20 protein-coding genes are annotated in these 21597 nt (G+C 69.6%); 18 read left to right on the top strand and 2 right to left on the bottom strand.

Annotated elements, in window-relative coordinates; translation table 11 throughout:
* Nucleotides 1-162: 162 nt before the first annotated feature.
* The 6 genes from arc to prcA all read left to right on the top strand — a co-directional run bounded on the left by arc (nucleotide 163) and on the right by prcA (nucleotide 6277).
* Entirely contained in the window at nucleotides 163-1929 is a 1767-nt protein-coding gene (gene arc, locus ACICHK_RS09630; protein ID WP_037628445.1) for a proteasome ATPase, read from the top strand.
* Between the two features lie 234 nt (nucleotides 1930-2163).
* Entirely contained in the window at nucleotides 2164-3675 is a 1512-nt protein-coding gene (gene dop / locus ACICHK_RS09625; RefSeq protein WP_406836574.1) for a depupylase/deamidase Dop, read from the top strand.
* Nucleotides 3676-3831: 156 nt separating this feature from the next.
* Nucleotides 3832-4050, top strand: a complete 219-nt coding sequence (locus tag ACICHK_RS09620; RefSeq protein WP_406836573.1) for a ubiquitin-like protein Pup — start codon at nucleotides 3832-3834, stop codon at nucleotides 4048-4050.
* Nucleotides 4040-4681: an endonuclease VII domain-containing protein gene (locus ACICHK_RS09615; protein WP_406836572.1), complete on the top strand. Its 642-nt coding sequence runs from the start codon at nucleotides 4040-4042 to the stop codon at nucleotides 4679-4681. Before ACICHK_RS09620 ends, ACICHK_RS09615 begins: the two co-directional genes overlap by 11 nt.
* On the top strand, nucleotides 4633-5478 hold the full coding sequence (gene prcB, locus ACICHK_RS09610; protein WP_361679536.1) for a proteasome subunit beta: 846 nt from the start codon (nucleotides 4633-4635) through the stop codon (nucleotides 5476-5478). Before ACICHK_RS09615 ends, prcB begins: the two co-directional genes overlap by 49 nt.
* Before the next feature lie 55 nt (nucleotides 5479-5533).
* Entirely contained in the window at nucleotides 5534-6277 is a 744-nt protein-coding gene (prcA, locus tag ACICHK_RS09605; protein ID WP_406836571.1) for a proteasome subunit alpha, read from the top strand.
* 107 nt (nucleotides 6278-6384) lie between these two features.
* On the opposite strand, the gene ACICHK_RS09600 is transcribed toward prcA, so the two are convergent.
* The gene (locus ACICHK_RS09600; protein WP_406836570.1) at nucleotides 6385-7398 is read right to left on the bottom strand and encodes a LacI family DNA-binding transcriptional regulator; all 1014 of its coding nucleotides are present in this window, start codon (nucleotides 7396-7398) and stop codon (nucleotides 6385-6387) included.
* A gap of 108 nt (nucleotides 7399-7506) precedes the next feature.
* Between ACICHK_RS09600 and ACICHK_RS09595 the strand changes: the two genes are divergently transcribed.
* From ACICHK_RS09595 to ACICHK_RS09540, 12 genes are all read left to right on the top strand, one after another.
* Entirely contained in the window at nucleotides 7507-8766 is a 1260-nt protein-coding gene (locus ACICHK_RS09595; protein WP_406841184.1) for an MFS transporter, read from the top strand.
* Between the two features lie 9 nt (nucleotides 8767-8775).
* Entirely contained in the window at nucleotides 8776-10137 is a 1362-nt protein-coding gene (pafA, locus tag ACICHK_RS09590; protein WP_406836569.1) for a Pup--protein ligase, read from the top strand.
* 128 nt (nucleotides 10138-10265) lie between these two features.
* Nucleotides 10266-11273 carry an FKBP-type peptidyl-prolyl cis-trans isomerase gene (locus ACICHK_RS09585; RefSeq protein ID WP_151468347.1) on the top strand — a complete coding sequence of 336 codons (1008 nt, stop codon included), beginning with the start codon at nucleotides 10266-10268 and terminating at the stop codon, nucleotides 11271-11273.
* A 61-nt stretch (nucleotides 11274-11334) separates the two neighbouring features.
* Complete coding sequence (locus ACICHK_RS09580) at nucleotides 11335-11706, top strand: FKBP-type peptidyl-prolyl cis-trans isomerase (RefSeq protein WP_406836568.1); 372 nt, start codon at nucleotides 11335-11337, stop codon at nucleotides 11704-11706.
* Between the two features lie 133 nt (nucleotides 11707-11839).
* Nucleotides 11840-12793: a helix-turn-helix transcriptional regulator gene (locus ACICHK_RS09575; protein WP_406836567.1), complete on the top strand. Its 954-nt coding sequence runs from the start codon at nucleotides 11840-11842 to the stop codon at nucleotides 12791-12793.
* Nucleotides 12794-12808: 15 nt separating this feature from the next.
* Nucleotides 12809-13804, top strand: coding sequence for a helix-turn-helix transcriptional regulator (locus tag ACICHK_RS09570; RefSeq protein WP_406836566.1), 996 nt, complete (start codon nucleotides 12809-12811; stop codon nucleotides 13802-13804).
* A gap of 173 nt (nucleotides 13805-13977) precedes the next feature.
* Nucleotides 13978-14238 carry a hypothetical protein gene (locus tag ACICHK_RS09565; protein ID WP_103553753.1) on the top strand — a complete coding sequence of 87 codons (261 nt, stop codon included), beginning with the start codon at nucleotides 13978-13980 and terminating at the stop codon, nucleotides 14236-14238.
* Between the two features lie 10 nt (nucleotides 14239-14248).
* On the top strand, nucleotides 14249-14443 hold the full coding sequence (locus tag ACICHK_RS09560; RefSeq protein WP_151468351.1) for a hypothetical protein: 195 nt from the start codon (nucleotides 14249-14251) through the stop codon (nucleotides 14441-14443).
* Between the two features lie 237 nt (nucleotides 14444-14680).
* Nucleotides 14681-14968, top strand: coding sequence for a Sec-independent protein translocase subunit TatA (tatA, locus tag ACICHK_RS09555; RefSeq protein ID WP_151468352.1), 288 nt, complete (start codon nucleotides 14681-14683; stop codon nucleotides 14966-14968).
* 47 nt (nucleotides 14969-15015) lie between these two features.
* Nucleotides 15016-15963, top strand: coding sequence for a twin-arginine translocase subunit TatC (gene tatC, locus ACICHK_RS09550; RefSeq protein ID WP_406836565.1), 948 nt, complete (start codon nucleotides 15016-15018; stop codon nucleotides 15961-15963).
* Nucleotides 15964-15993: 30 nt separating this feature from the next.
* The gene (locus ACICHK_RS09545) at nucleotides 15994-16884 is read left to right on the top strand and encodes a diacylglycerol kinase (protein WP_151468353.1); all 891 of its coding nucleotides are present in this window, start codon (nucleotides 15994-15996) and stop codon (nucleotides 16882-16884) included.
* Between the two features lie 40 nt (nucleotides 16885-16924).
* The gene (locus ACICHK_RS09540; protein WP_406836564.1) at nucleotides 16925-19786 is read left to right on the top strand and encodes a DEAD/DEAH box helicase; all 2862 of its coding nucleotides are present in this window, start codon (nucleotides 16925-16927) and stop codon (nucleotides 19784-19786) included.
* Nucleotides 19787-19901: 115 nt separating this feature from the next.
* On the opposite strand, the gene atzF is transcribed toward ACICHK_RS09540, so the two are convergent.
* Nucleotides 19902-21554 carry an allophanate hydrolase gene (atzF, locus tag ACICHK_RS09535; RefSeq protein WP_406836563.1) on the bottom strand — a complete coding sequence of 551 codons (1653 nt, stop codon included), beginning with the start codon at nucleotides 21552-21554 and terminating at the stop codon, nucleotides 19902-19904.
* Nucleotides 21555-21597 lie beyond the last annotated feature (43 nt).

Genomic DNA, 21597 nt, shown 5'->3' with positions numbered 1-21597 from the left:
CGCTTCCCGAGCATGTTCGGTGGGTATTCCCCTGGCGTGAGGGAGAGCGCAAGGGTGAAGATCGGACACACCCCGACAGTCTTTGTGATCTAGGGGTTTCAATCGACACCCACCCAGGTAGGGTCTGGAAGCGTCCAGCTCCCCTTGGAGGAGGTGAGGACCGTGGCAGCCCACGACGACGACATGAACCGCGGCATCCGCCCGGGACGAGGGTCCGATGACCCCGCCGGACAGATTGCCTACCTTGAGCAGGAGATCGCCGTCCTGCGACGCAAGCTCGCCGACTCTCCGCGGCACACGAGGATTCTCGAAGAGCGGATCGTCGAGTTGCAGACCAACCTGGCAGGCGTGTCCGCACAGAACGAACGACTGGCGAACACACTCCGTGAGGCCCGCGACCAGATCGTGGCCCTCAAGGAGGAAGTCGACCGGCTCGCACAGCCACCGGCCGGCTTCGGCGTCTTCCTCGCGGCGAACGAGGACGGCACCGCCGACATCTTCACCGGAGGCCGCAAACTCCGCGTGAACGTCAGCCCCAGCGTCGAGCTCGACGAGCTCAGGCGCGGCCAGGAAGTGATGCTCAACGAAGCCCTCAACGTGGTCGAGGCCATGGAGTACGAGAGCGTCGGCGACATCGTCACCCTCAAGGAGATCCTCGAGGACGGCGAGCGCGCCCTCGTACAGGGGCACACCGACGAGGAACGAGTGGTCCGGCTCGCCGAACCACTCCTGGACGTCACCATCCGCCCCGGAGACGCCCTGCTCCTCGAACCCCGATCCGGCTACGTCTACGAGATCGTCCCCAAGAGCGAGGTCGAGGAACTCGTCCTCGAAGAGGTCCCCGACATCGGCTACGAGCAGATCGGCGGTCTGGGCGGCCAGATCGAGATGATCCGCGACGCCGTCGAGCTCCCGTACCTCTACCCCGACCTCTTCAAGGAACACGAACTGCGGCCCCCCAAGGGAGTCCTGCTCTACGGACCCCCCGGATGCGGAAAGACGCTCATCGCCAAGGCCGTGGCCAACTCACTGGCCAAAAAGGTCGCCGAAGTCACCGGCCAGGCCACCGGCAAGAGCTTCTTCCTCAACATCAAGGGCCCCGAACTCCTGAACAAGTACGTCGGCGAGACCGAGCGGCAGATCCGCCTCGTCTTCCAGCGTGCCCGGGAGAAGGCCAGCGAGGGCACCCCCGTCATCGTCTTCTTCGACGAGATGGAATCCCTCTTCCGCACCCGCGGATCCGGCGTCAGCTCGGACGTGGAGAACACCATCGTCCCCCAGCTCCTCGCCGAGATCGACGGCGTGGAAGGCCTGCAGAACGTCGTGGTCATCGGCGCCTCCAACCGCGAGGACATGATCGACCCCGCCATCCTGCGCCCCGGCCGGCTCGACGTGAAGATCAAGATCGAACGCCCGGACGCCGAAGCGGCCAAGGACATCTTCCAGAAGTACCTCACCGAACGCCTCCCCCTGCACTCCGAGGACGTCGGAGAACACGGCGGCGACAAGGCGGCCACCGTCCACGGCATGATCCAGACAGCCGTGGAACAGATGTACGCCGAATCCGAGGAGAACCGCTTCCTGGAGGTCACCTACGCCAACGGCGACAAGGAAGTCCTCTACTTCAAGGACTTCAATTCCGGCGCGATGATCGAAAACATCGTCGGCCGCGCCAAGAAAATGGCCATCAAGGACTTCCTCGAACACGACCAGAAGGGCCTCCGCGTCTCCCACCTCCTCCAGGCATGCGTGGACGAGTTCAAGGAGAACGAGGACCTGCCCAACACCACCAACCCCGACGACTGGGCCCGCATCTCCGGAAAGAAGGGCGAACGGATCGTCTACATCCGAACGCTCATCACCGGAAAGCAGGGCGCAGACACCGGACGCTCCATCGACACGGTGGCCAACACCGGTCAATACCTGTAAAAGACAGGGCGGCTGCGGGTGCCCACCACGGGTACCCGCAGCCGCCTGCTTTTCCGGTCACCCCCGGAACACAGCAATGACGCAAATGATCTCCCCACCAGCGCAGAGGCGTTCTAGGCTCTTTCGTACCGCCGAGTCGCGCAGTGCGGGGACGGGCACCGCACACGCACCGGAGCGCCAGCGGTACTTGAGCAGCGCCCCCGACCGAGGGCGCCGCCGGGCAAGGAGGGCCGCATGACCGTACGGCGAGTAATGGGCATCGAGACGGAGTACGGGATCTCCGTCCCCGGTCACCCCAACGCCAATGCCATGCTCACCTCGTCCCAGATCGTCAACGCCTACGCGGCGGCGATGCACCGGGCGCGCCGCGCCCGCTGGGACTTCGAGGAGGAGAACCCGCTGCGGGACGCGCGAGGCTTCGACCTCGCCCGCGAGACCGCCGACGCCAGCCAGCTCACCGACGAGGACATCGGCCTGGCCAATGTCATCCTCACCAACGGAGCACGGCTGTACGTCGACCACGCACACCCGGAATACAGCTCCCCCGAAGTCACCAACCCCCGCGACGCCGTCCTGTGGGACAAGGCCGGCGAACGCATCATGGCCGAAGCCGCGGAACGGGCCGCCCAGCTCCCCGGCGCCCAGCCCATCCACCTCTACAAGAACAACACCGACAACAAGGGCGCCTCCTACGGCACGCACGAGAACTACCTGATGAAGCGGGAGACCGCCTTCTCGGACATCGTGCGCCACCTCACCCCGTTCTTCGTCTCCCGCCAGGTCGTCACCGGAGCGGGCCGCGTCGGCATCGGCCAGGACGGACACGAACACGGCTTCCAGCTCAGCCAGCGCGCCGACTACTTCGAGGTCGAGGTCGGCCTGGAGACCACCCTCAAGCGCCCCATCATCAACACCCGCGACGAACCCCACGCCGACGCCGAGAAGTACCGCCGGCTCCACGTGATCATCGGCGACGCGAACCTCTCCGAGATCTCGACCTACCTCAAGCTCGGCACGACGGCCCTGGTCCTCTCCATGATCGAGGACGGCTTCATCGCCGTCGACCTGGCCGTCGACCAGCCCGTACGCACCCTCCACCAGGTCTCCCACGACCCGACCCTCAAGCGCCTCGTCACCCTCCGCAGCGGCCGCACACTCACCGCCGTGCAGCTGCAGATGGAGTACTTCGAACTCTCCCGCAAGTACGTGGAGGAACGCTTCGGGGCCGACGCGGACGAACAGACCAAGGACGTCCTCCTGCGCTGGGAGGACACCCTGAACCGCCTCGAGAACGACCCGATGAGCCTGGCCGGCGAACTCGACTGGGTCGCCAAACGCGAACTCATGGAGGGCTACCGCCGCCGCGACGGCCTCGACTGGGACGCCGCCCGGCTGCACCTGGTCGACCTCCAGTACGCCGACGTACGCGCCGACAAGGGCCTCTACAACCGCCTGGCGGCCAGGGGCCGGATGAAGCGCCTGCTGGACGAGAACGAGGTCGAGCGGGCCCGCACGACCCCGCCCGAGGACACCCGCGCCTACTTCCGCGGACGCTGCCTCGAACAGTACGCGGACGACGTGGCCGCGGCCTCCTGGGACTCGGTGATCTTCGATCTCCCCGGCCGGGACTCGCTCCAGCGCGTCCCGACCCTGGAGCCCCTTCGCGGAACGCGTAATCACGTCAAGGAACTCCTGGACCGCTGCCGCACGGCGGAGGACCTGGTCAGGGTGCTTTCGGGCAACTGAACTTCCCCCCGGACGGCACGCGCCGAAAAGGGTGGAACACCCGGCGTTACGGGAATCATCGAGGTGGTCCCCGTACGTTGTGGCAACTGCGGGGCCGATGTCGGACCCTGCTTGTAGGGTCTGATCAAGAACGTCGAACCGAGCGGGGTGAGGGTTATGGCGACCAAGGACACCGGCGGCGGACAGCAGAAGGCGACGCGTTCCACCGAGGAGGTCGAGGAACAGTCGCAGGACGCGAAGAGCACCGACGACCTCAAGGAACGCCAGGAAAAGCTGAGCGACGATGTCGACTCGGTTCTTGACGAAATTGACGATGTACTCGAAGAGAACGCCGAGGATTTCGTGAGGTCCTTCGTTCAGAAGGGTGGGCAGTAAGCCACTTTTTCCATCGAATCGCAGGTTCGAGCCGAACGTGGCTGAAGAAGTGGAAGCGCGAAGCTGCTCGCGGTGTAAGCAGAACAAACCGCGGGCGGCCTTCGCGAGCAACAGGTCGGCGCCCGACGGCCTCCAGGCGTATTGCCGGGAATGCTCTGCGGAGTACTACCGGCAGCGCCAGGAGGCCAAGGGCAAAACGGTACGGGTAAAGGTTCTCGTGCCGCGGGGGCACAAGCGCTGCCCGCAGTGTCAGGTCGTGAAACCGCACTCCGCATGGGAGCGCAACAAGTCCTCGTCGGACGGCTGGGTGAGTTACTGCCGTACGTGTCGTGCGGAGCGGAACCGGATCAGCTATTTCCAGCGCAAGTACGGTCTCACACCGGCCGAGTTGGATGCGATGGTCGCGGAGCAGCAGGGAATCTGCTGCATCTGCCTAACCGCCCCTGCCGAACATGTGGATCACTGCCACCAGACGGGTAGGGTCCGAGGCGTACTGTGCTTCAGCTGCAATGCCGCACTGGGGCAGTTCAAGGATCGGCCCGATGCCGTAAGGCGGGCTGCCGACTACCTGGAAGGAAACGCGTGGAAGCCAACACTCGTAGCACCGGGCGTCTACCGGCTGCCTTCCTGACGCCCGGGTCGTCGTCCTTCATGGACTTCCTCTCCGAGCACCAGCCGGAGATGCTCCCGGGCAAGCGGCAACTGCCGCCCGTCCAGGGCGTGATCGAGGCCCCGCACGGCACGACCATCGTGGCCGTGACGTTCCCCGGCGGAGTCGTCCTCGCCGGTGACCGGCGGGCCACGATGGGGAACGTCATCGCCCAGCGTGACATCGAGAAGGTGTTCCCGGCCGACGAGTACTCGGCGGTGGGCATCGCCGGCACGGCGGGCCTGGCGGTCGAGATGGTGAAGCTGTTCCAGCTGGAGCTGGAGCACTTCGAGAAGGTGGAGGGCGCGCAGCTCTCCCTGGAGGGCAAGGCGAACCGCCTGTCCACGATGATCCGTTCCAACCTCGGCATGGCGATGCAGGGGCTCGCCGTGGTCCCCCTCTTCGCGGGCTACGACGTGGACCGCGGCAAGGGCCGCATCTTCTCCTACGACGTCACGGGCGGCCGCTCCGAGGAGCACGGCTACGCGGCCACGGGCTCCGGCTCGCTCTTCGCGCGCGGTGCCATGAAGAAGCTCTACGCCAAGGACCTGACGGAGGACCAGGCCACGACGCTGGTCATCCAGGCCCTCTACGACGCGGCCGACGACGACTCGGCGACCGGTGGTCCCGATGTCGCGCGCCGGATCTACCCGATCGTCACCGTGATCACCGAGAGCGGCTTCCGCCGGCTCACGGACGAGGAGTCCTCCGAGATCGCCCGTGTGATCCTGGAGAGGCGTCTGCAGCAGCCCGACGGTCCGCGTGCCGCGCTGTACTGACGGTCCGTCTCTCCCAGGTGGTCCAGTGACTTCGACAGAAAGGGACGGATAGCCGGTGTCGACGCCGTTCTATGTCTCACCCCAGCAGGCGATGGCGGACCGGGCGGAGTACGCCCGCAAGGGCATCGCCCGTGGCCGCAGCCTGGTCGTGCTGCAGTATGCCGACGGCATCGTGTTCGTCGGCGAGAACCCGTCCCGTGCGCTGCACAAGTTCAGCGAGATCTATGACCGGATCGGCTTCGCGGCGGCCGGTAAGTACAACGAGTACGAGAATCTGCGAATCGGTGGTGTGCGTTATGCCGATCTGCGTGGCTATACGTACGACCGTGACGACGTGACCGCCCGTGGTCTGGCGAACGTGTACGCCCAGACGCTGGGCACGATCTTCTCGTCGGCGGCGGAGAAGCCGTACGAGGTGGAGTTGGTGGTCGCGGAGGTCGGTGAGACGCCGGACGGTGACCAGATCTACCGGTTGCCGCACGACGGTTCGATCGTGGACGAGCACGGTTCGGTCGCCGTGGGCGGTAATGCCGAGCAGATCAGCAGTTATCTGGATGCCCGGCATCAGGACGGCATGTCGTTGGCCGAGGCGCTGAAGCTGGCCGTCACGTCGTTGTCCCGGGAGCCGAACGGTGGCGAGCGGGAGATTCCGGCGGAGCGGCTGGAGGTCGCGGTGCTGGACCGGACGCGTCCGCAGCAGCGGAAGTTCAAGCGGATCGTGGGTCCTCAGCTGTCCCGGTTGCTGGAGGCCGGGGGTGCGGAGACCGCGGCGGAGGCGGAGGACTCCGAGGAGGAGTAGGGCTTGGTCCGGCGGTGTGTCCGTCGTCGGGTGATCGTGTGGGAGGGGCCGTTCCGGTGCAGACCGGTGCGGCCCCTTCCGTGTGTCCGGATCGAGGAGCGGGTGTTCTAGGCGCTCGGTGGGGCCGTGGAGCCCCGTACGACCAGTTCGACGGGGATGTCTTCCTGGGGGGGTGTGCGGCCGTCCAGGACGGCCAGGAGGGCTTTCATGCCGTGTTCGCCGAAGCGTTCGGCGTCGAGGCGGACGGTGGTGAGTTCGGGGTCGAGGGCTCGGGCGAGGGCGAGGTCGTCGAGTCCGGTGATGGAGATGTCGTCGGGGATGCGCAGGCCGAGGCGGCGGGCGGCTTTGTAGGCGCCGGCGGCGAGTTTGTCGTCGTCGCAGATGACGGCGGTGGGGCGGGGGCCGGGGGTGGTGAGGGCGGTCTGGGTGGCGGTCAGGGCGTCTTCGAAGGAGATGGGTGCGCGGGTGACGCGCAGGCTGGTTCCGGGGGCTTCGCGGAGGCGGGAGGCCAGTTCCCGGGCGCGGACCTCGAAGGTCCAGGAGGGGATGTCGGCGGCGAGGTGCAGGAAGCGGCGGTGGCCGAGTTCCAGGAGGTGGTCGGTGACCTGGTGCACTCCGTCGGCGATGTCGAGGTTGACGGTGGCGGCGCCCTGGCTGCCGGTGGGGTCGCTGTCGAGCATGACGAGGGGGAGCTGGTCGCCGCGGATGGCGGTGAGGGCGTCGGCGGCCATGGAGGAGGCGATGACGCCGTCGAGGGCGGCCTGGGCGGAGCCGAAGGGGTCGCGGGCGGGGCCGATGCCTTCGGGGGAGGGGTAGAGGACGACTCCGAAGCCGTGTTGTGCGGCGACGCGGGCGGCGCCGGTGTAGACGCCGGCGAAGAATTCGGTGGTGAGGGCGGGGACGACGAGGAGGACGGTGCGGGTGCGGCCGAGGCGGAGGTTGCGGGCGGCGAGGTTGGGGCGGTAGCCGAGTTCCTGGGCGGCGTGGCGGACGCGTTCGGCGGTGGCGGGGGAGACGCGGCCGCGCCATTTGTCGCCGAGTACGAGGGAGACGGCTGCCTGGGAGACCCCGGCGGCCTCGGCGACGTCCCGGCTGGTGGGGCGCGTGCTACCTCTTGCCACCGTGGGCCTGCTCTTTCGTGTGGACTCGCGGTCAGCGCACATGGTACGTATGGAGGGAGAAGTTATACGTAACACTTGAGCGTCGTGCGCTCACTGGAAGGGCAGGCCATGGCTGCGGGGTACCTGGAGATCCTCAGGGCGAGGCACGCCGCCAGGCTGCTGGTGGGGACGCTGGTGGGGCGGCTGCCGAACGCCACCGCGGCCATCGCCGTGGTGCTGTTCGTGCGGGCCGGGGGCGGCACGTACAGCCTGGCGGGCGCGCTGGCGGCCGTGTACGGGGTGGCCAACGCGGTCGGGCAGCCGGTGCTCGGCCGGTTCGTGGATCTGTACGGCCAGCCCCGGGTGCAGTTGCCGGCGGCGGTCGTCTCGGCCCTCGGCATGGTGGTCTTCGCGCTGGCCGGGACGGAGCCGGTGGCGCTGGCCTGTGCCGCGATGGCGGTGGCCGGGCTCTTCACGCCTCCGCTGGAGGGCGGTCTGCGGGCGTTGTGGCCCTCCGTGCTGGGGGAGGAGGAGCAGGTGCACACCGCGTACGCGATGGACGCGGTGGCGCAGGAAGTCATGTTCACCGTCGGACCGTTGCTGGTGACGCTGTGCGTGTCGTTGTGGTCCGCGCAGGCGGCGCTGCTGGTCCTGAGCGTGGTCGGTGTGCTGGGTGCCCTTTCCGTGGTGGTCTCGGAGCCTTCGCGTGCCTGGCGTTCGGCGCCGCGTGAGGCGCACTGGCTGGGTGCCCTGCGTTCGCCGGGGCTGCTGGCCCTGCTCGGGGCGTTCCTGTTCATCGGGATGGCGCTCGGTTCGATCACGGTCGCGGCGGTGTCGTACGCCGACGCGCACGGTGGGGACGTGGTGTACGGCTGGATGATGGCGGGCATCGGGCTCGGTGCGCTGCTGGGCGGTGTGGCTTACGGCGCGCGCCGGTGGGGCGGGGCGCCGGAGCGGCGACTGCGGGTGCTCGTGGCCCTTCTGGCGGTGTGTTACGTCCCGCTGGTGCTGGTGCCCGGTCCGGTGGCGATGACGGCTCTGGCGACCCTTGCCGGGGTGTTCCTGGCGCCGAGCATCGCGTGCGCCTTCGTCCTGGTGGACCGGCACGCGCCGGCCGGTACGGTCACCGAGGCTTTCTCGTGGCTCGTCACGACGTTCACCGTGGGTGCGTCGGTGGGGACGGGTCTCGCGGGGCCGGTGGTCGAGCGGGGCGGGGCGGGGTGGGGCTTCGCGGTTCCGGGGGTCGCGGGTGCCGCCGCGCTGGTGGTTCTGCTGGCCACGGGCCGGGTCCTCGCGGCCGCCGGGAGGGGCGGGGTTGTTGCGGCTTCACCGGAAAATGATCCAGATCGAGCTGTCGAACCCCGTTTCAGCTCGGGGGATCGGGCGTAATGTTCAGTCATGGACCGCCGCATTTTCGGGCTGGAGAACGAGTACGGCGTCACGTGTACGTTCAGGGGACAGCGCCGGCTGTCTCCCGACGAGGTGGCGCGGTACCTCTTCCGCCGTGTCGTGTCATGGGGCCGCAGCAGCAATGTCTTTCTGCGGAACGGTGCCCGCCTTTATCTCGACGTGGGATCACATCCGGAATACGCGACACCCGAATGTGACAACGTGACGGAGCTCGTCACCCACGACAAGGCCGGCGAGCGCATTCTCGAGGGTCTTCTGGTGGACGCCGAACGACGCCTGCACGAGGAAGGGATCGCGGGCGACGTCTATCTGTTCAAGAACAACACCGATTCGGCGGGCAACTCCTACGGGTGCCACGAGAACTATCTGGTGGCCCGGCACGGGGAGTTCTCCCGGCTCGCGGACATTCTGATCCCGTTCCTGGTCACGCGGCAGTTGCTGTGCGGTGCGGGCAAGGTGCTGCAGACCCCGCGTGGTGCGGTGTACTGCGTCAGTCAGCGTGCCGAGCACATCTGGGAGGGCGTCAGTTCGGCGACGACGCGGTCGAGGCCCATCATCAACACGCGTGACGAGCCGCACGCGGACGCCGAGCGTTACCGTCGTCTGCACGTCATCGTCGGTGACTCGAACATGTCCGAGACGACGATGCTCCTCAAGGTCGGTGCCACCGACCTCGTGCTGCGCATGATCGAGGCGGGCACGGTCATGCGGGACCTGACCCTGGAGAACCCCATCCGGGCGATCCGTGAGGTCAGTCATGACATCACGGGCCGTCGGAAGGTGCGGCTGGCCAGTGGCCGGGAGGCCTCCGCGCTGGAGGTGCAGCGCGAGTACTACGAGAAGGCCGTGGACTTCTGTGAGCGCCGCGGCATCCGCGCGGGGACGGTCGAACAGGTTCTCGAACTGTGGGGCCGTACGCTCGACGCGATCGAGGCCGAGGACCTGGATCGGATCGGCACGGAGATCGACTGGGTCATGAAGTACCAGCTCATCGAGCGGTACCGGGCGAAGCACAACATGACCATGTCGCACCCGCGGGTCGCGCAGATAGACCTCGCATATCACGACATTCACCGTCGTCGTGGCCTCTACTACCTGCTGGAGAGGAAGGGGCAAGCCGCGCGGATCTGCAACGACTTGAAGATCTTCGAGGGCAAGTCGGTGCCGCCGCAGACCACTCGGGCCCGGTTGCGCGGCGACTTCATCCGCAGGGCCCAGGAGCAGCGGCGGGACTTCACCGTCGACTGGGTCCACCTGAAGCTCAACGACCAGGCGCAGCGGACGGTGTTGTGCAAGGACCCGTTCCGTTCGGTGGACGACCGGGTGGAGAAGCTCATCGCCGGAATGTGAGCCGGGAGTTCCGCGGGTGACGCGGAACGCAACGCGGGGCGCCGTACGTTTTCCGTACGGCGCCCTTCTCACGTCGTAGAGTTGCGCGCACGCCATCAACCAAGATCGACCGATACGAGGCCCTCACCGTGCGCCGACGCTCACTCCTCCTCTCCGTACCCGCTGGACTGGTCACGCTCGCCGGATGCGGTGACGACGGCGATTCAGGCTCGGCGAAGTCCAGCAAGACCCCGTCGCCCTCGGCGTCGGCGGCGGCTTCCGCGCCGCCCCCGCCGAAGATCGTCGACGGCCCGGTGCCGGCGATCACGGCCGGTACGAAGTTCGGTGAGAAGCCGACCGTGGCCAAGGGCACGGGGGAGCCGTCGAAGGACCTCGCGGTCAGGACGGTGATCGCGGGCAACGGGAAGACGGTCGCGGAGAACGACTACATCCAGGCCAACTACCTGGGGCAGATCTGGTCCACGGCGAAGGTCTTCGACAACTCCTACGACCGGGGGACGCCGCTGGTGATCCAGCTGGCGCAGGGCCAGATCATCGACGGCTGGCGGTACGGCCTGGTGGGCAAGAAGGCGGGCAGCCGCGTCGAGATGGCGGTGCCGCCGACCTGGGGTTACGGCTCGGAGGGCAACGCGCAGGCGGGCATCAAGGGCACCGACACGCTGGTGTTCGTGGTGGACATCGAGGACACGTTCAACTCCAAGAGCTCCGCCAAGGGCAAGGACGTCCCGCAGAAGGACTCCTCGCTGCCGACGGTCGGCACCAACACGGACGGCCAGGCCCCCAAGATCACGGTGCCGAAGAAGGACGCTCCCACGAAGCTCGTGGCGAACTACGTGATCGAGGGCGACGGCCCCGAGGTCAAGGCCGACAACAGCGTCCTGGTGCAGTACGAGGGCGTGCTGTGGGACAGCGGCAAGGAGTTCGACTCGACGTACAAGCGGGGCCAGCTGGCGTCGTTCTCGCTGGGGCAGGTCGTCAAGGGCTGGGCGCAGGGGCTGACCGGCAAGAAGGTGGGCAGCCGTGTGCTCATCGTGATCCCGCCGGCCCTGGGCTACGGCGACAACCCGCCGCAGGGCAGCGACATCAAGAAGGACTCCACGCTCGTCTTCTCGGTCGACATCCTGGCGAAGATGTAAACCCTCCGGGGATGTGAGACTGTCCGTGTTGTCCTTACGTACACAAGCAGGAGCAGAAGACGTGAGCATCGAGAAGCCCGAGATCGATTTCCCCGAGGGCGCGCCGCCGACGGACCTTGAGATCAAGGACATCTGGGAGGGCGACGGCCCCGAGGCCAGGTCGGGCCAGAACGTCACGGTGCACTACGTGGGTGTGTCGTTCAGCACGGGCGAGGAGTTCGACGCGAGCTGGAACCGGGGCACCCCGTTCAAGTTCCCGCTCGGTGGCGGCCGTGTCATCAAGGGCTGGGACCGCGGTGTGCAGGGCATGAAGGTCGGTGGCCGTCGCCAGCTGACCATCCCCGCCCACCTCGCCTACGGCGACCAGAGCCCGACCCCGGCGATCAAGGCCGGCGAGACGCTGATCTTCGTGGTCGACCTGATCGCGGTCTGATCATGATGGGCCGGATCTGACCTGGATCCGATCATCTGGGGCCCATGTCCGTCCGGGCATGGGCCCTCGGCTTTTGCCGCGACACCCCGGAGCGGTACGGTCATCGGTCGGAAGCACCATAGGAAGGGCGTCGATGGCCATTGCCAAGGCCGAGCGGCTGATGAACCTCGCACTGTGTCTGCTCGGGACGCGGCGGCCGCTCAGCAAGCGGGAGCTCCGCGAGTCCATCGAGGCCTACATGGAAGCGGGTTCGGACGACAGCTTCAACCGGATGTTCGAGCGGGACAAGGACGATCTGCGCGAACTGGGCCTGGTCATCGAGACGGTGGAGAACCTCGACGGCGAGGTCGGCTACCTGGCCCGCCGCGACAGCAACCGCCTGCCGCCGATCACCCTCGACGCCGAGGAGGCCGCCGCCCTCGGTCTGGCCGCCAAGGTCTGGCAGCAGGCCCGGCTGGCGGGCGCCGCGAGCGGCGCGCTGCAGAAGCTGCGGGCCGCGGGACTGCCCGAGGACGTGGACCCCTACGGTTCCCACGGTGCCCTCGAGCCGCACATCCCCGTCCACGAGGCCGCCTTCGAGCCCCTGATGCTCGCCTGCCGCGACCGGCGTCCGGTCGTCTTCGACTACCGCAAGGCCAACGCCGCGCAGCCCGGGACCCGGCACGTCGAGCCCTGGGCCCTGGAGTGCTGGCGCGGCCACTGGTACCTCGCGGGCTGGGACCGCGACCGCGGCGCCGAGCGCGTCTTCCGGCTCTCCCGGATCACCGGCAAGGTCCGGGCCCGCGCGGGCCGGTACACCGCCGAGGTCCCCGACGTCGTCACCGTGCGGGAGACGGTGGCGGGCTGGGCGGGGGAGACCGCCGACCGCTCCGCGCTGATCCGGCTGCGCTCCGGCGCGGGCTACCCGCTGCGCGCCAAGGCCGTCTCGGTGCGCGAGGCGGGCGACGGCTGGGACGAGCTGGAGATTCCGTACGGACACGGTCTGGACGCCTGGCTCGTCGAGTTCGGGCCGGACGTGGTGGTCGTGGAGCCCGCCGAACTGCGGGCCGATGTGGTCGACCGGCTGCGTGCCGTGGCCAAGGGCTGAGGGGAAAGTAAGAAAGTGGCAGGAAAATCGGCCAGGCCCGCGAACGCGATCGACCAGACCCGGCGGATGCTCTCCCTGGTGACGTATCTGCGCGAGCGCCCCGGCGCGCGCGTCGGTGACGTCGCCCGCGCCTTCGGGATCACCGAGGACGAGCTGATCTCCGACCTCGACGTGCTGCCGCTGTGCGGGACCAGTTTCCGCGGCGGGGACCTGCTCGACATCGACACCGACGGCGACCGGATCTGGTGGCACAACCCCGACGACGTCGCCGAGCCGCTGCGGATCGCCGCCGACGAGGCGACCGCGCTGCTGGTGGCCGCCCGCGCGGTGTCCACCCTGCCCGGCCTGCGCGAGGGCGACCGGCAGGCGCTGCTGCGGGCCACCGCCAAGGTGGAGGCCGCCTCGGGCGAGGCGGCGGGGGCCAGCTCCCGGCTGTCGGTGACCTTCGAGTCCGAGGGCGGCGTCTTCGCCGACGTGGACCGGGCGATCTCCGAGCGGCGCCGGCTGTGGATCCGCTACTACTCGCCCGCGCGCGACGAGCTGAGCGAACGCGAGATCGACCCGATCCGCCTGGTCAGCGTCGGTCACACCTATGTGGAGGCGTGGTGCCGCCGCTCGGAGGCGCGCCGTACCTTCCGGCTCGACCGGGTGGCCGAGATCCGCATCCTGGACGAGCCGTCCGCGCCGCCCGAGGTCGAGCTGCGGGACCTGTCCGAGGGGCTCGTCCAGCCCGCGGCCGAGGACCCGGAGGTGGTCGTCGAGGTCGGTCCCGGCGGGCGCTGGGTCGCCGAGTACTACCCGCACGACAGCGCGGATGAGCTGCCGGACGGCGGGCTGCGTATCACCTTGAGGACACCCGATCCCGCCTCGTTGCGGCGGCTGGCCCTGCGTCTCGGCGGTGACGGCCGGATCGTCTCGCCGCAGGCCCTCGCGGACAGCGCCCGCAGCGCGGCCCGCGAGGCGCTGGCCGCCTACGACGGGCCGGAGGGGCTCGCCGGGGTCCAGGACTGACCGTACGAGGGGCGGGAGCTGGGGCTTTGGGGTCGTCGTCGATGTCTGGTGCGCAGGGAAGGCCGGGTACCCCCGAGAAGCCGGGGGCCGGGCGACGGGCGGGAGCGCAGGGACGGGCCGGGGGGTCCGCGGGCAGGCCGGGACGGGCCGGTTCGCCCTCGGGCGGGCCGGAGATGTCGGTCGGGACGGCCTTCGCCGGGATGCGCCGGGTGGTCGAGGTGATGTTCAAGGCCGCCTGTCCCGACTGCCGGGCCGGTTTCGAGCTCACGCCGGGAGCCCTGCGCCTGGCCATCGGCGCCAGCAGCCGTACGACGTTCTACTCGTTCACCTGCCCCGCGTGCGGGTCGGCCGTCCGCAAGCCCGCGGGGGAACGCATCGTCGAACTCCTCACCGGGGGCGGGGTCCGCACGCTGCGGCTGCACTCCACCCTCTAGGGTCGTCGTCATGTTCTGGCCGATGTTTGCGATCGCCGCGGGCTTCCTGGGAATCACGGTTCTCGGAGTGCTCGCCGTCCGTGTCTTCCTGGAAGCGGAGCGCCTGGGCCGCCAGGTGGCCGATTCCGCGCGCCGTATCGGCGCGGCCTCCGAGGACCTGGAAAGAGCCGCGGCCGGGGCGGCGCGTTCTCTGGACACGGTATGAGTCGTTCCATGGATGCGTAATGCGTCACGCCAGCCTGTCGACTTGGTGCGGGGGCCAGGTACGCTCATGGGCGCGGCCCGGAGAATGAGGCGCGGGCCGCGAACTGGGAGTACGCACAGGGATTGTCCCGTGTTCACCCCTGAGCGCTACGATCGCTGACATCACGGTGATCGGACACGTGTCCGATCGGCCGGCCGGCACCCCGACCATGCAGCCTCGGTGAGAAGGTAAAGACTTATGTTCGGAAGGCTCGGAGCTCCCGAGATCATTCTCATCCTCGTCGTCATCATCCTGCTGTTCGGCGCGAAGAAGCTTCCGGACATGGCGCGCTCCCTCGGCAAGTCCGCCCGGATCCTCAAGAGCGAGGCGAAGGCGATGAAGGAAGAGGGCGGCGCCCAGGCCCCGGCGGCCCAGCAGCCCACCGCCGACGGACAGCCCCCGGCTCAGCGCACGATCCAGGCCGCCCCCGGCGACGTGACCAGCTCGCGCCCGGTCAACGAGCCGACGGACACGACCCAGCGCTGACGCAGGGCCGGTCGAACCCGGCCCGCCGCACGAGATGAGGATGTGGGTTGCTCAAGTCTGCCCGCAACACGGAGAAGGACCCCGAGGGGCGGATGCCCCTCGCGGACCATCTTCGCGAGCTCCGCAACCGGCTCGCGAAGGCGGTGCTGGCCATCGTTCTCGTGACGATCGTCGCCGCCTTCTACTACAACGACATCATCAACTTCTTCACCAAGCCGGTCCTGGACTCCGTCGGGTGCCCCGAGACGTTCGCCGAGCTGGCGAAGCAGCCCAAGAACCACCAGTGCGCGCAGATCACCATCAACGGTCTGCTCGCGCCGTTCACCCTGGCGCTGAAGGTCTCCCTCATGGCGGGCGTCGTGCTCGCCTCGCCGGTCTGGCTCTACCAGCTCTGGGCGTTCGTCGCCCCGGGTCTGCACAGGAGTGAGAAGAAGTACGCGTACGCGTTCGTCGGCACCGGCGTCCCGCTGTTCCTCGGCGGCGCGTTCTTCGCCTACAAGGTGCTGCCCACCACGGCGAAGGTCCTGATGGAGTTCACGCCGAACGGCGTGAACAACCTCCTGCCGCTGGACGACCTGCTCGACCTGGTCACGCGCATGGTGGTGGTCTTCGGTCTCTCCTTCGAGCTGCCGCTGCTCCTGGTGATGCTCAACCTCACGGGCATCCTCACCGGCCGGCGCATGCTCGGCTGGTGGCGCGGCATGATCGTCGGCATCACGGTCTTCGCCGCGGTCGCGACCCCCAGCACCGACCCGCTGACGATGCTGGCGCTCGCCGGACCGATCTGGATCCTGTACTTCGGCGCGGTCCTCTTCTCGCTGCTCAACGACCGGCGCAAGCGCCGGCGTGACGAGTCCGGGCCCGCCGACGACGAGGCCTCCGACCTCGACCTCACCCCCGAGGACATCGGCGACGTCGAGAGCGTGAGTTCCGCCCGGACCCTTCCGGAGCAGGCGACCAGGGACCGGGTCAACGGTTATGACGACGTGACCTGACGACGCCCCGGGACCTCGTAAGGTCACCCTGTGACCAGCGAGATCACCCTCTTCGTCAACCCCACCGCGGGACGCGGCCGGGGCGCCCGAGCGGCGCTGCCGGCCGCTTCCGCTTTGCGCGCCGCGGGATTCTCCGTCGAGACGGTCCAGGGCGAGGACGCGGCGGACGCCCTCGCGCGGGCCCGCGAGGCGGTCGCCGGCGGTACCGGCGCCCTCGTCGCGGTCGGCGGGGACGGCATGGCGAACCTGGCCCTCCAGGCCGTCGCCGGGACCCGTACCCCCTTCGGCCTGGTCGCCGCCGGGACCGGCAACGACTTCGCGCGGGCCCTCGGCCTGCCCGTGAGCGACCCCGCGGCGGCGGGACGGATGATCGCCGAGGCGCTCAAGGGCGAGCGGCTGCGCGAGGTCGACCTGGGCCGGGTGAACGGCACCTGGTTCGGCACCGTCCTCGCCTCCGGGTTCGACTCCCGGGTCAACGACCGCGGGAACCGGATGCGCCTGCCCGTCGGCCGCTTCAAGTACGACGTCGCCATGGTCGCCGAACTGGCCGCCTTCCGGCCCCTCCCGTACCGCATCACGCTGGACGGCGGGGAGACGCGGGAGGTCGAGGCGACGCTCGTTGCCGTCGGCAACGGACCGTCGTACGGCGGCGGCATGAAGATCTGTCCCGGCGCGAGCCTCGGTGACGGGCTGTTCGACATCACCGTCGTCGGCGACTGCAGCCGCGCGACGCTGCTCAAGATCTTCCCCCGGGTCTACCGGGGCACCCACGTCGGCCATCCCGTGGTGAGCGTGCACCGGGCCTCCCGCGTCGAACTCCTCGCCGAGGGCGTCACCGGCTACGCGGACGGGGAGCAGCTCGGGCCGCTGCCGCTGACCGCGGAGTGCATACGGGCAGCCGTGCGCGTCGCACTTCCCTGAGCTGCGGGGATCCGGGGTTTCACGGCCGCTGATCCGGATAATGATCGTCCTTGTGTCAGTGCCTCCCGGTAGTCTCGAAAGCACGATGACAGAGGACCTCTCACCGGCCGAGCGGTATGCGGCGTCGCGCAGGCGCGCTGCCGAGCAGGCCACCGCGCTCGCGTCCTTCCGCGAGATGTACGACTTCGGCCTCGACCCCTTCCAGATCGAGGCCTGCCAGGCGCTCGAGGCGGGCAAGGGCGTGCTGGTGGCCGCGCCCACCGGCTCGGGCAAGACGATCGTCGGCGAGTTCGCCGTCCACCTCGCCCTCCAGCAGGGCAAGAAGTGCTTCTACACCACGCCGATCAAGGCGCTCTCCAACCAGAAGTACGCCGACCTGTGCCGCCGCTACGGCGCGGACAAGGTCGGCCTGCTCACCGGTGACAACAGCGTCAACTCCGAGGCACCGGTGGTCGTCATGACCACCGAGGTCCTGCGGAACATGCTGTACGCGGGCTCGAACACCCTCCTCGGTCTCGGCTACGTCGTGATGGACGAGGTGCACTACCTCTCCGACCGCTTCCGCGGCGCCGTCTGGGAGGAAGTGATCATCCACCTCCAGGAGTCGGTGACCCTGGTGTCGCTGTCGGCGACCGTGTCGAACGCGGAGGAGTTCGGTGACTGGCTGGACACCGTGCGCGGTGACACCCAGGTGATCGTCTCCGAGCACCGGCCCGTCCCGCTGTTCCAGCACGTGCTGGCCGGACGGCGGATGTACGACCTCTTCGAGGAGGGCGAGGGCCAGCGCAGGGCCGTCAACCCCGACCTCACGCGCATGGCGCGCATGGAGGCGAGCCGTCCCTCGTACCAGGACCGCAGACGGGGCCGCGCGATGCGCGAGGCCGACCGGGAGCGCGAGCGCAGACAGCGCTCGCGGATCTGGACGCCGGGCCGGCCCGAGGTCATCGAGCGGCTCGACGCCGAGGGGCTGCTGCCCGCCATCACGTTCATCTTCAGCCGCGCCGCATGCGAGGCCGCCGTGCAGCAGTGCCTGTACGCCGGCCTGCGGCTGAACGACGACGCGGCCCGTGCGCGGGTGCGTGAACTCGTCGAGGAGCGCACCGCCTCCATCCCGGACGAGGACCTGCACGTCCTCGGCTACTTCGAGTGGCTGGAGGGCCTGGAGCGCGGTATCGCCGCCCACCACGCGGGCATGCTGCCCACCTTCAAGGAGGTCGTCGAGGAACTCTTCGTCCGCGGCCTGGTCAAGGCCGTCTTCGCGACGGAGACACTCGCGCTCGGCATCAACATGCCGGCCCGCTCGGTGGTGCTGGAGAAGCTCGTCAAGTGGAACGGCGAGCAGCACGCCGACATCACGCCCGGCGAGTACACCCAGCTGACCGGCCGGGCCGGCCGTCGCGGCATCGACGTCGAGGGCCACGCGGTCGTGCTGTGGCAGCGCGGTTTCAGCCCCGAGCACCTCGCGGGACTCGCGGGCACCCGCACCTATCCGCTGCGCTCCAGCTTCAAGCCGTCGTACAACATGGCGGTGAACCTGGTCGAGCAGTTCGGCCGGCACCGCTCGCGCGAACTGCTGGAGACCTCGTTCGCGCAGTTCCAGGCCGACAAGTCGGTCGTCGGGATCTCCCGGCAGGTGCAGCGCAACGAAGAAGGTCTCGAGGGCTACAAGGAGTCGATGACCTGCCACCTCGGGGACTTCGACGCGTACATGGGGCTGCGGCGCGAACTCAAGGACCGCGAGACCGAACTGGCCCGGCAGGGAGTGTCGCAGCGCCGCGCCGAGGCGGCCGTCGCCCTGGAGAAGCTGAAGCCCGGTGACGTGATCCACGTGCCCACCGGCAAGTACGCGGGACTCGCGCTGGTGCTGGACCCGGGGCTGCCCGCGGGCCGTTCGAACGGCCACCGGGGCTTCGAGCAGCACGACGGCCCGCGCCCGCTGGTGCTGACCGCCGAACGCCAGGTGAAGCGGCTGGCCTCGATGGACTTCCCAGTGCCGGTCGAGGCGCTCGACCGGATGCGGATCCCCAAGTCCTTCAACCCGCGTTCGCCGCAGTCCCGTCGGGACCTCGCGTCCGCCCTGCGCACCAAGGCCGGGCACATCGTCCCGGACCGGCACCGCAAGAGGCGCTCCGAGGCCGCCGACGACCGTGAGATCGCCCGGCTGCGCACGGCGATCCGCGCGCACCCCTGCCACGGGTGCAACGACCGTGAGGACCACGCCCGTTGGGCCGAGCGCTACCACCGGCTCAAGCGGGACACCTCGCAGCTGGAGCGCCGGATCGAGGGCCGGACGAACACCATCGCCCGTACCTTCGACCGGATCGTCGCCCTGCTCACCGAGTTGGACTACCTGCGCGGCGACGAGGTCACCGAGCACGGCAAGCGGCTCGCCCGGCTGTACGGCGAACTCGACCTGCTGGCCAGTGAATGCCTGCGCGCCGGAGTGTGGGACGGGCTCTCCCCGGCGGAACTGGCCGCCTGCGTCTCGGCGTTGGTGTACGAGTCCCGGATGGCGGACGACGCGATGGCGCCGAAGGTGCCCTCCGGCAAGGCCAAGGCCGCGCTCGGCGAGATGGTGCGCATCTGGGGCCGGCTGGACGCGCTGGAGGAGGACTTCCGGATCAACCAGACGGAGGGCGTGGGCCAGCGCGAGCCGGACCTCGGCTTCGCCTGGGCCGCCCACGAGTGGGCGTCCGGCAAGGGCCTGGACGAGGTGCTGCGCGAGGCCGAGATGCCCGCCGGTGACTTCGTGCGCTGGTGCAAGCAGGTCATCGACGTCCTCGGCCAGATCGCGGCCGCCGCGCCCGTCTCGGGCGGCGAGAGGTCGACGGTCGCGAAGAACGCCCGCAAGGCGGTCGACGCCCTGCTGCGCGGGGTGGTGGCCTACTCCTCGGTGGGCTGAGGCCTGCCGAGGGGCCGACAGGTCCCGGCCCGGCCGTCGTGGAGCCGAGCCGGTGCGGCCGGTGGCGTGCGCTCTCCCCGTCCGGGGAGCGGGCACGGCACCGGCCGCACCTGTCTCAGCGGCCGAGGTACGCGCGCCAGCCGCCGTAGGACGTGATGTCGGGCGCTTCGGCCAGTGCGCCGGGCTCGCACAGGAACCCGGGGACGTGGGTGCCGTCGGCCAGTTCGACGCTGCCCAGGGCCATCGGGCGGGGGAGCGCCGCCAGCAGGCGGCCGAGGCCGTCCGCGGGCAGGCTCCACACCTCGGCCTCGACGGCGGCGCCGCCCGCGCCGACATGGACGAGCCCCGGCTTCGGCGGGCTGGTGTCCAGGGCGTGCAGCCGGTAGACGGGGGCGGTGGTGGTCGTACGGTCGAGGCGGGCGCCCAGGGACAGCAACTGCGGGTTGAGCGGCTGGCCGGACAGATGCGCCCCCACCACGGCGAGGCTCGTCCCCGGTTCCAGCGAGCAGGCGATCCGCGCGAGCCGTTCGTCGGTGAACGCCGGGCCGATCAGCATCACGCCGAAGGGGAGTCCCGCGGGTGTCCGCCCGGCCGGGACGGCGACGGCCGCCAGGTCGAAGAGGTTCGTGGAGTTGGTGAAGCGGCCCAGGCGGGCGTTGGCGCCCAGCGGGTCGGCGGCGACCTCGGCGAGCGTGGGATGGCCGGGCGCGGTGGGCAGGAGCAGCGCGTCGGCGTCGGCCAGTTCGGCGAGCGCCCGGGCGCGCAGCGAGGCCAGCCGTTCCTGGTCGGCGTAGAGCCGGTGGGCCGGGATGTCCCGGGCGCGGGTGATGATCCCGGCGACGGTCGGGTCGAGCCCGGCACCTCCCTCGGAGATCAGTTTGTCGATAAAACTCCCCACCGCCGTGTAGCGCTCGGCGACGAAGGCGCCCTCGTAGAGCATCGCGGCGGCCTCGGTGAACGGGGTGAGGTCGAGGGTGCGCACGTCGGCCCCGGCCGCGACGAGTCGGCGCACCGCCGCCTCGTACGCCTCCGCCCAGCCCTCGTCCAGTTCGCCGAGCTGTGCCGTCGGCGGGACGGCGACGCGCCAGGGGCCCGGCGGGCGCTGTGTCAGGGGCGGCAGTGCGCGTCCGGAGGGGGACGTGAGGTGGTCGAGGGCCTGCTCGGCCTCCGGGAGGGTACGGGCGAACACGGTGACGCAGTCCAGGGAGGCGCAGGCCGGGACGACGCCGGTGGTGGGCACCAGGCCGCGGGTCGGCTTGAGCCCGACGACGCCGTTGAACGCGGCGGGTACGCGGCCCGAGCCGGCGGTGTCCGTGCCGAGCGCCAGGTCGACGATGCCGAGGGCCACGGCCACGGCCGATCCCGAGCTGGAGCCGCCGCTGATCCGCTCCGGGTCGAGGGCGCCCCGGACGGCGCCGTAGGGGGAGCGGGTGCCGACCAGGCCGGTGGCGAACTGGTCGAGGTTGGTGGTGCCGAGCACGACGGCTCCGGCCGCGCGCAGCCGGGCGACCGCGGGCGCGTCGGCTTCCGGGGTGTAGGCGTAGGCCGGGCATCCGGCGGTGGTGGGCAGGCCGGCCACGTCGATGTTGCCCTTCACGGCGAGGACCCGGCCGGCGAGCGGGAGGCGCTCGCCGGCGGCGACCCGCTCGTCCACGGCACGGGCCTCGCTCTCGGCCTGTTCCCGGGGGCGCAGATCGATCCAGATCTCGGGCCGGTCCACGGCCTCGATACGGGCGTACGCCAGGCGGACTCGGGTGAGGGCGGACATCGGGACTCCTCGTGACGGAGGTCGTACGCGGGCGGAGACGGGG

The organism is Streptomyces sp. AHU1 (assembly GCF_045343905.1).
In the GTDB taxonomy this organism is placed as follows: Bacteria; Actinomycetota; Actinomycetes; order Streptomycetales; family Streptomycetaceae; genus Streptomyces; species Streptomyces triticiradicis.
The sequence above is the reverse complement of the archived record's forward strand: the minus strand, read 5'-3'. Positions and strand labels throughout refer to the sequence as shown.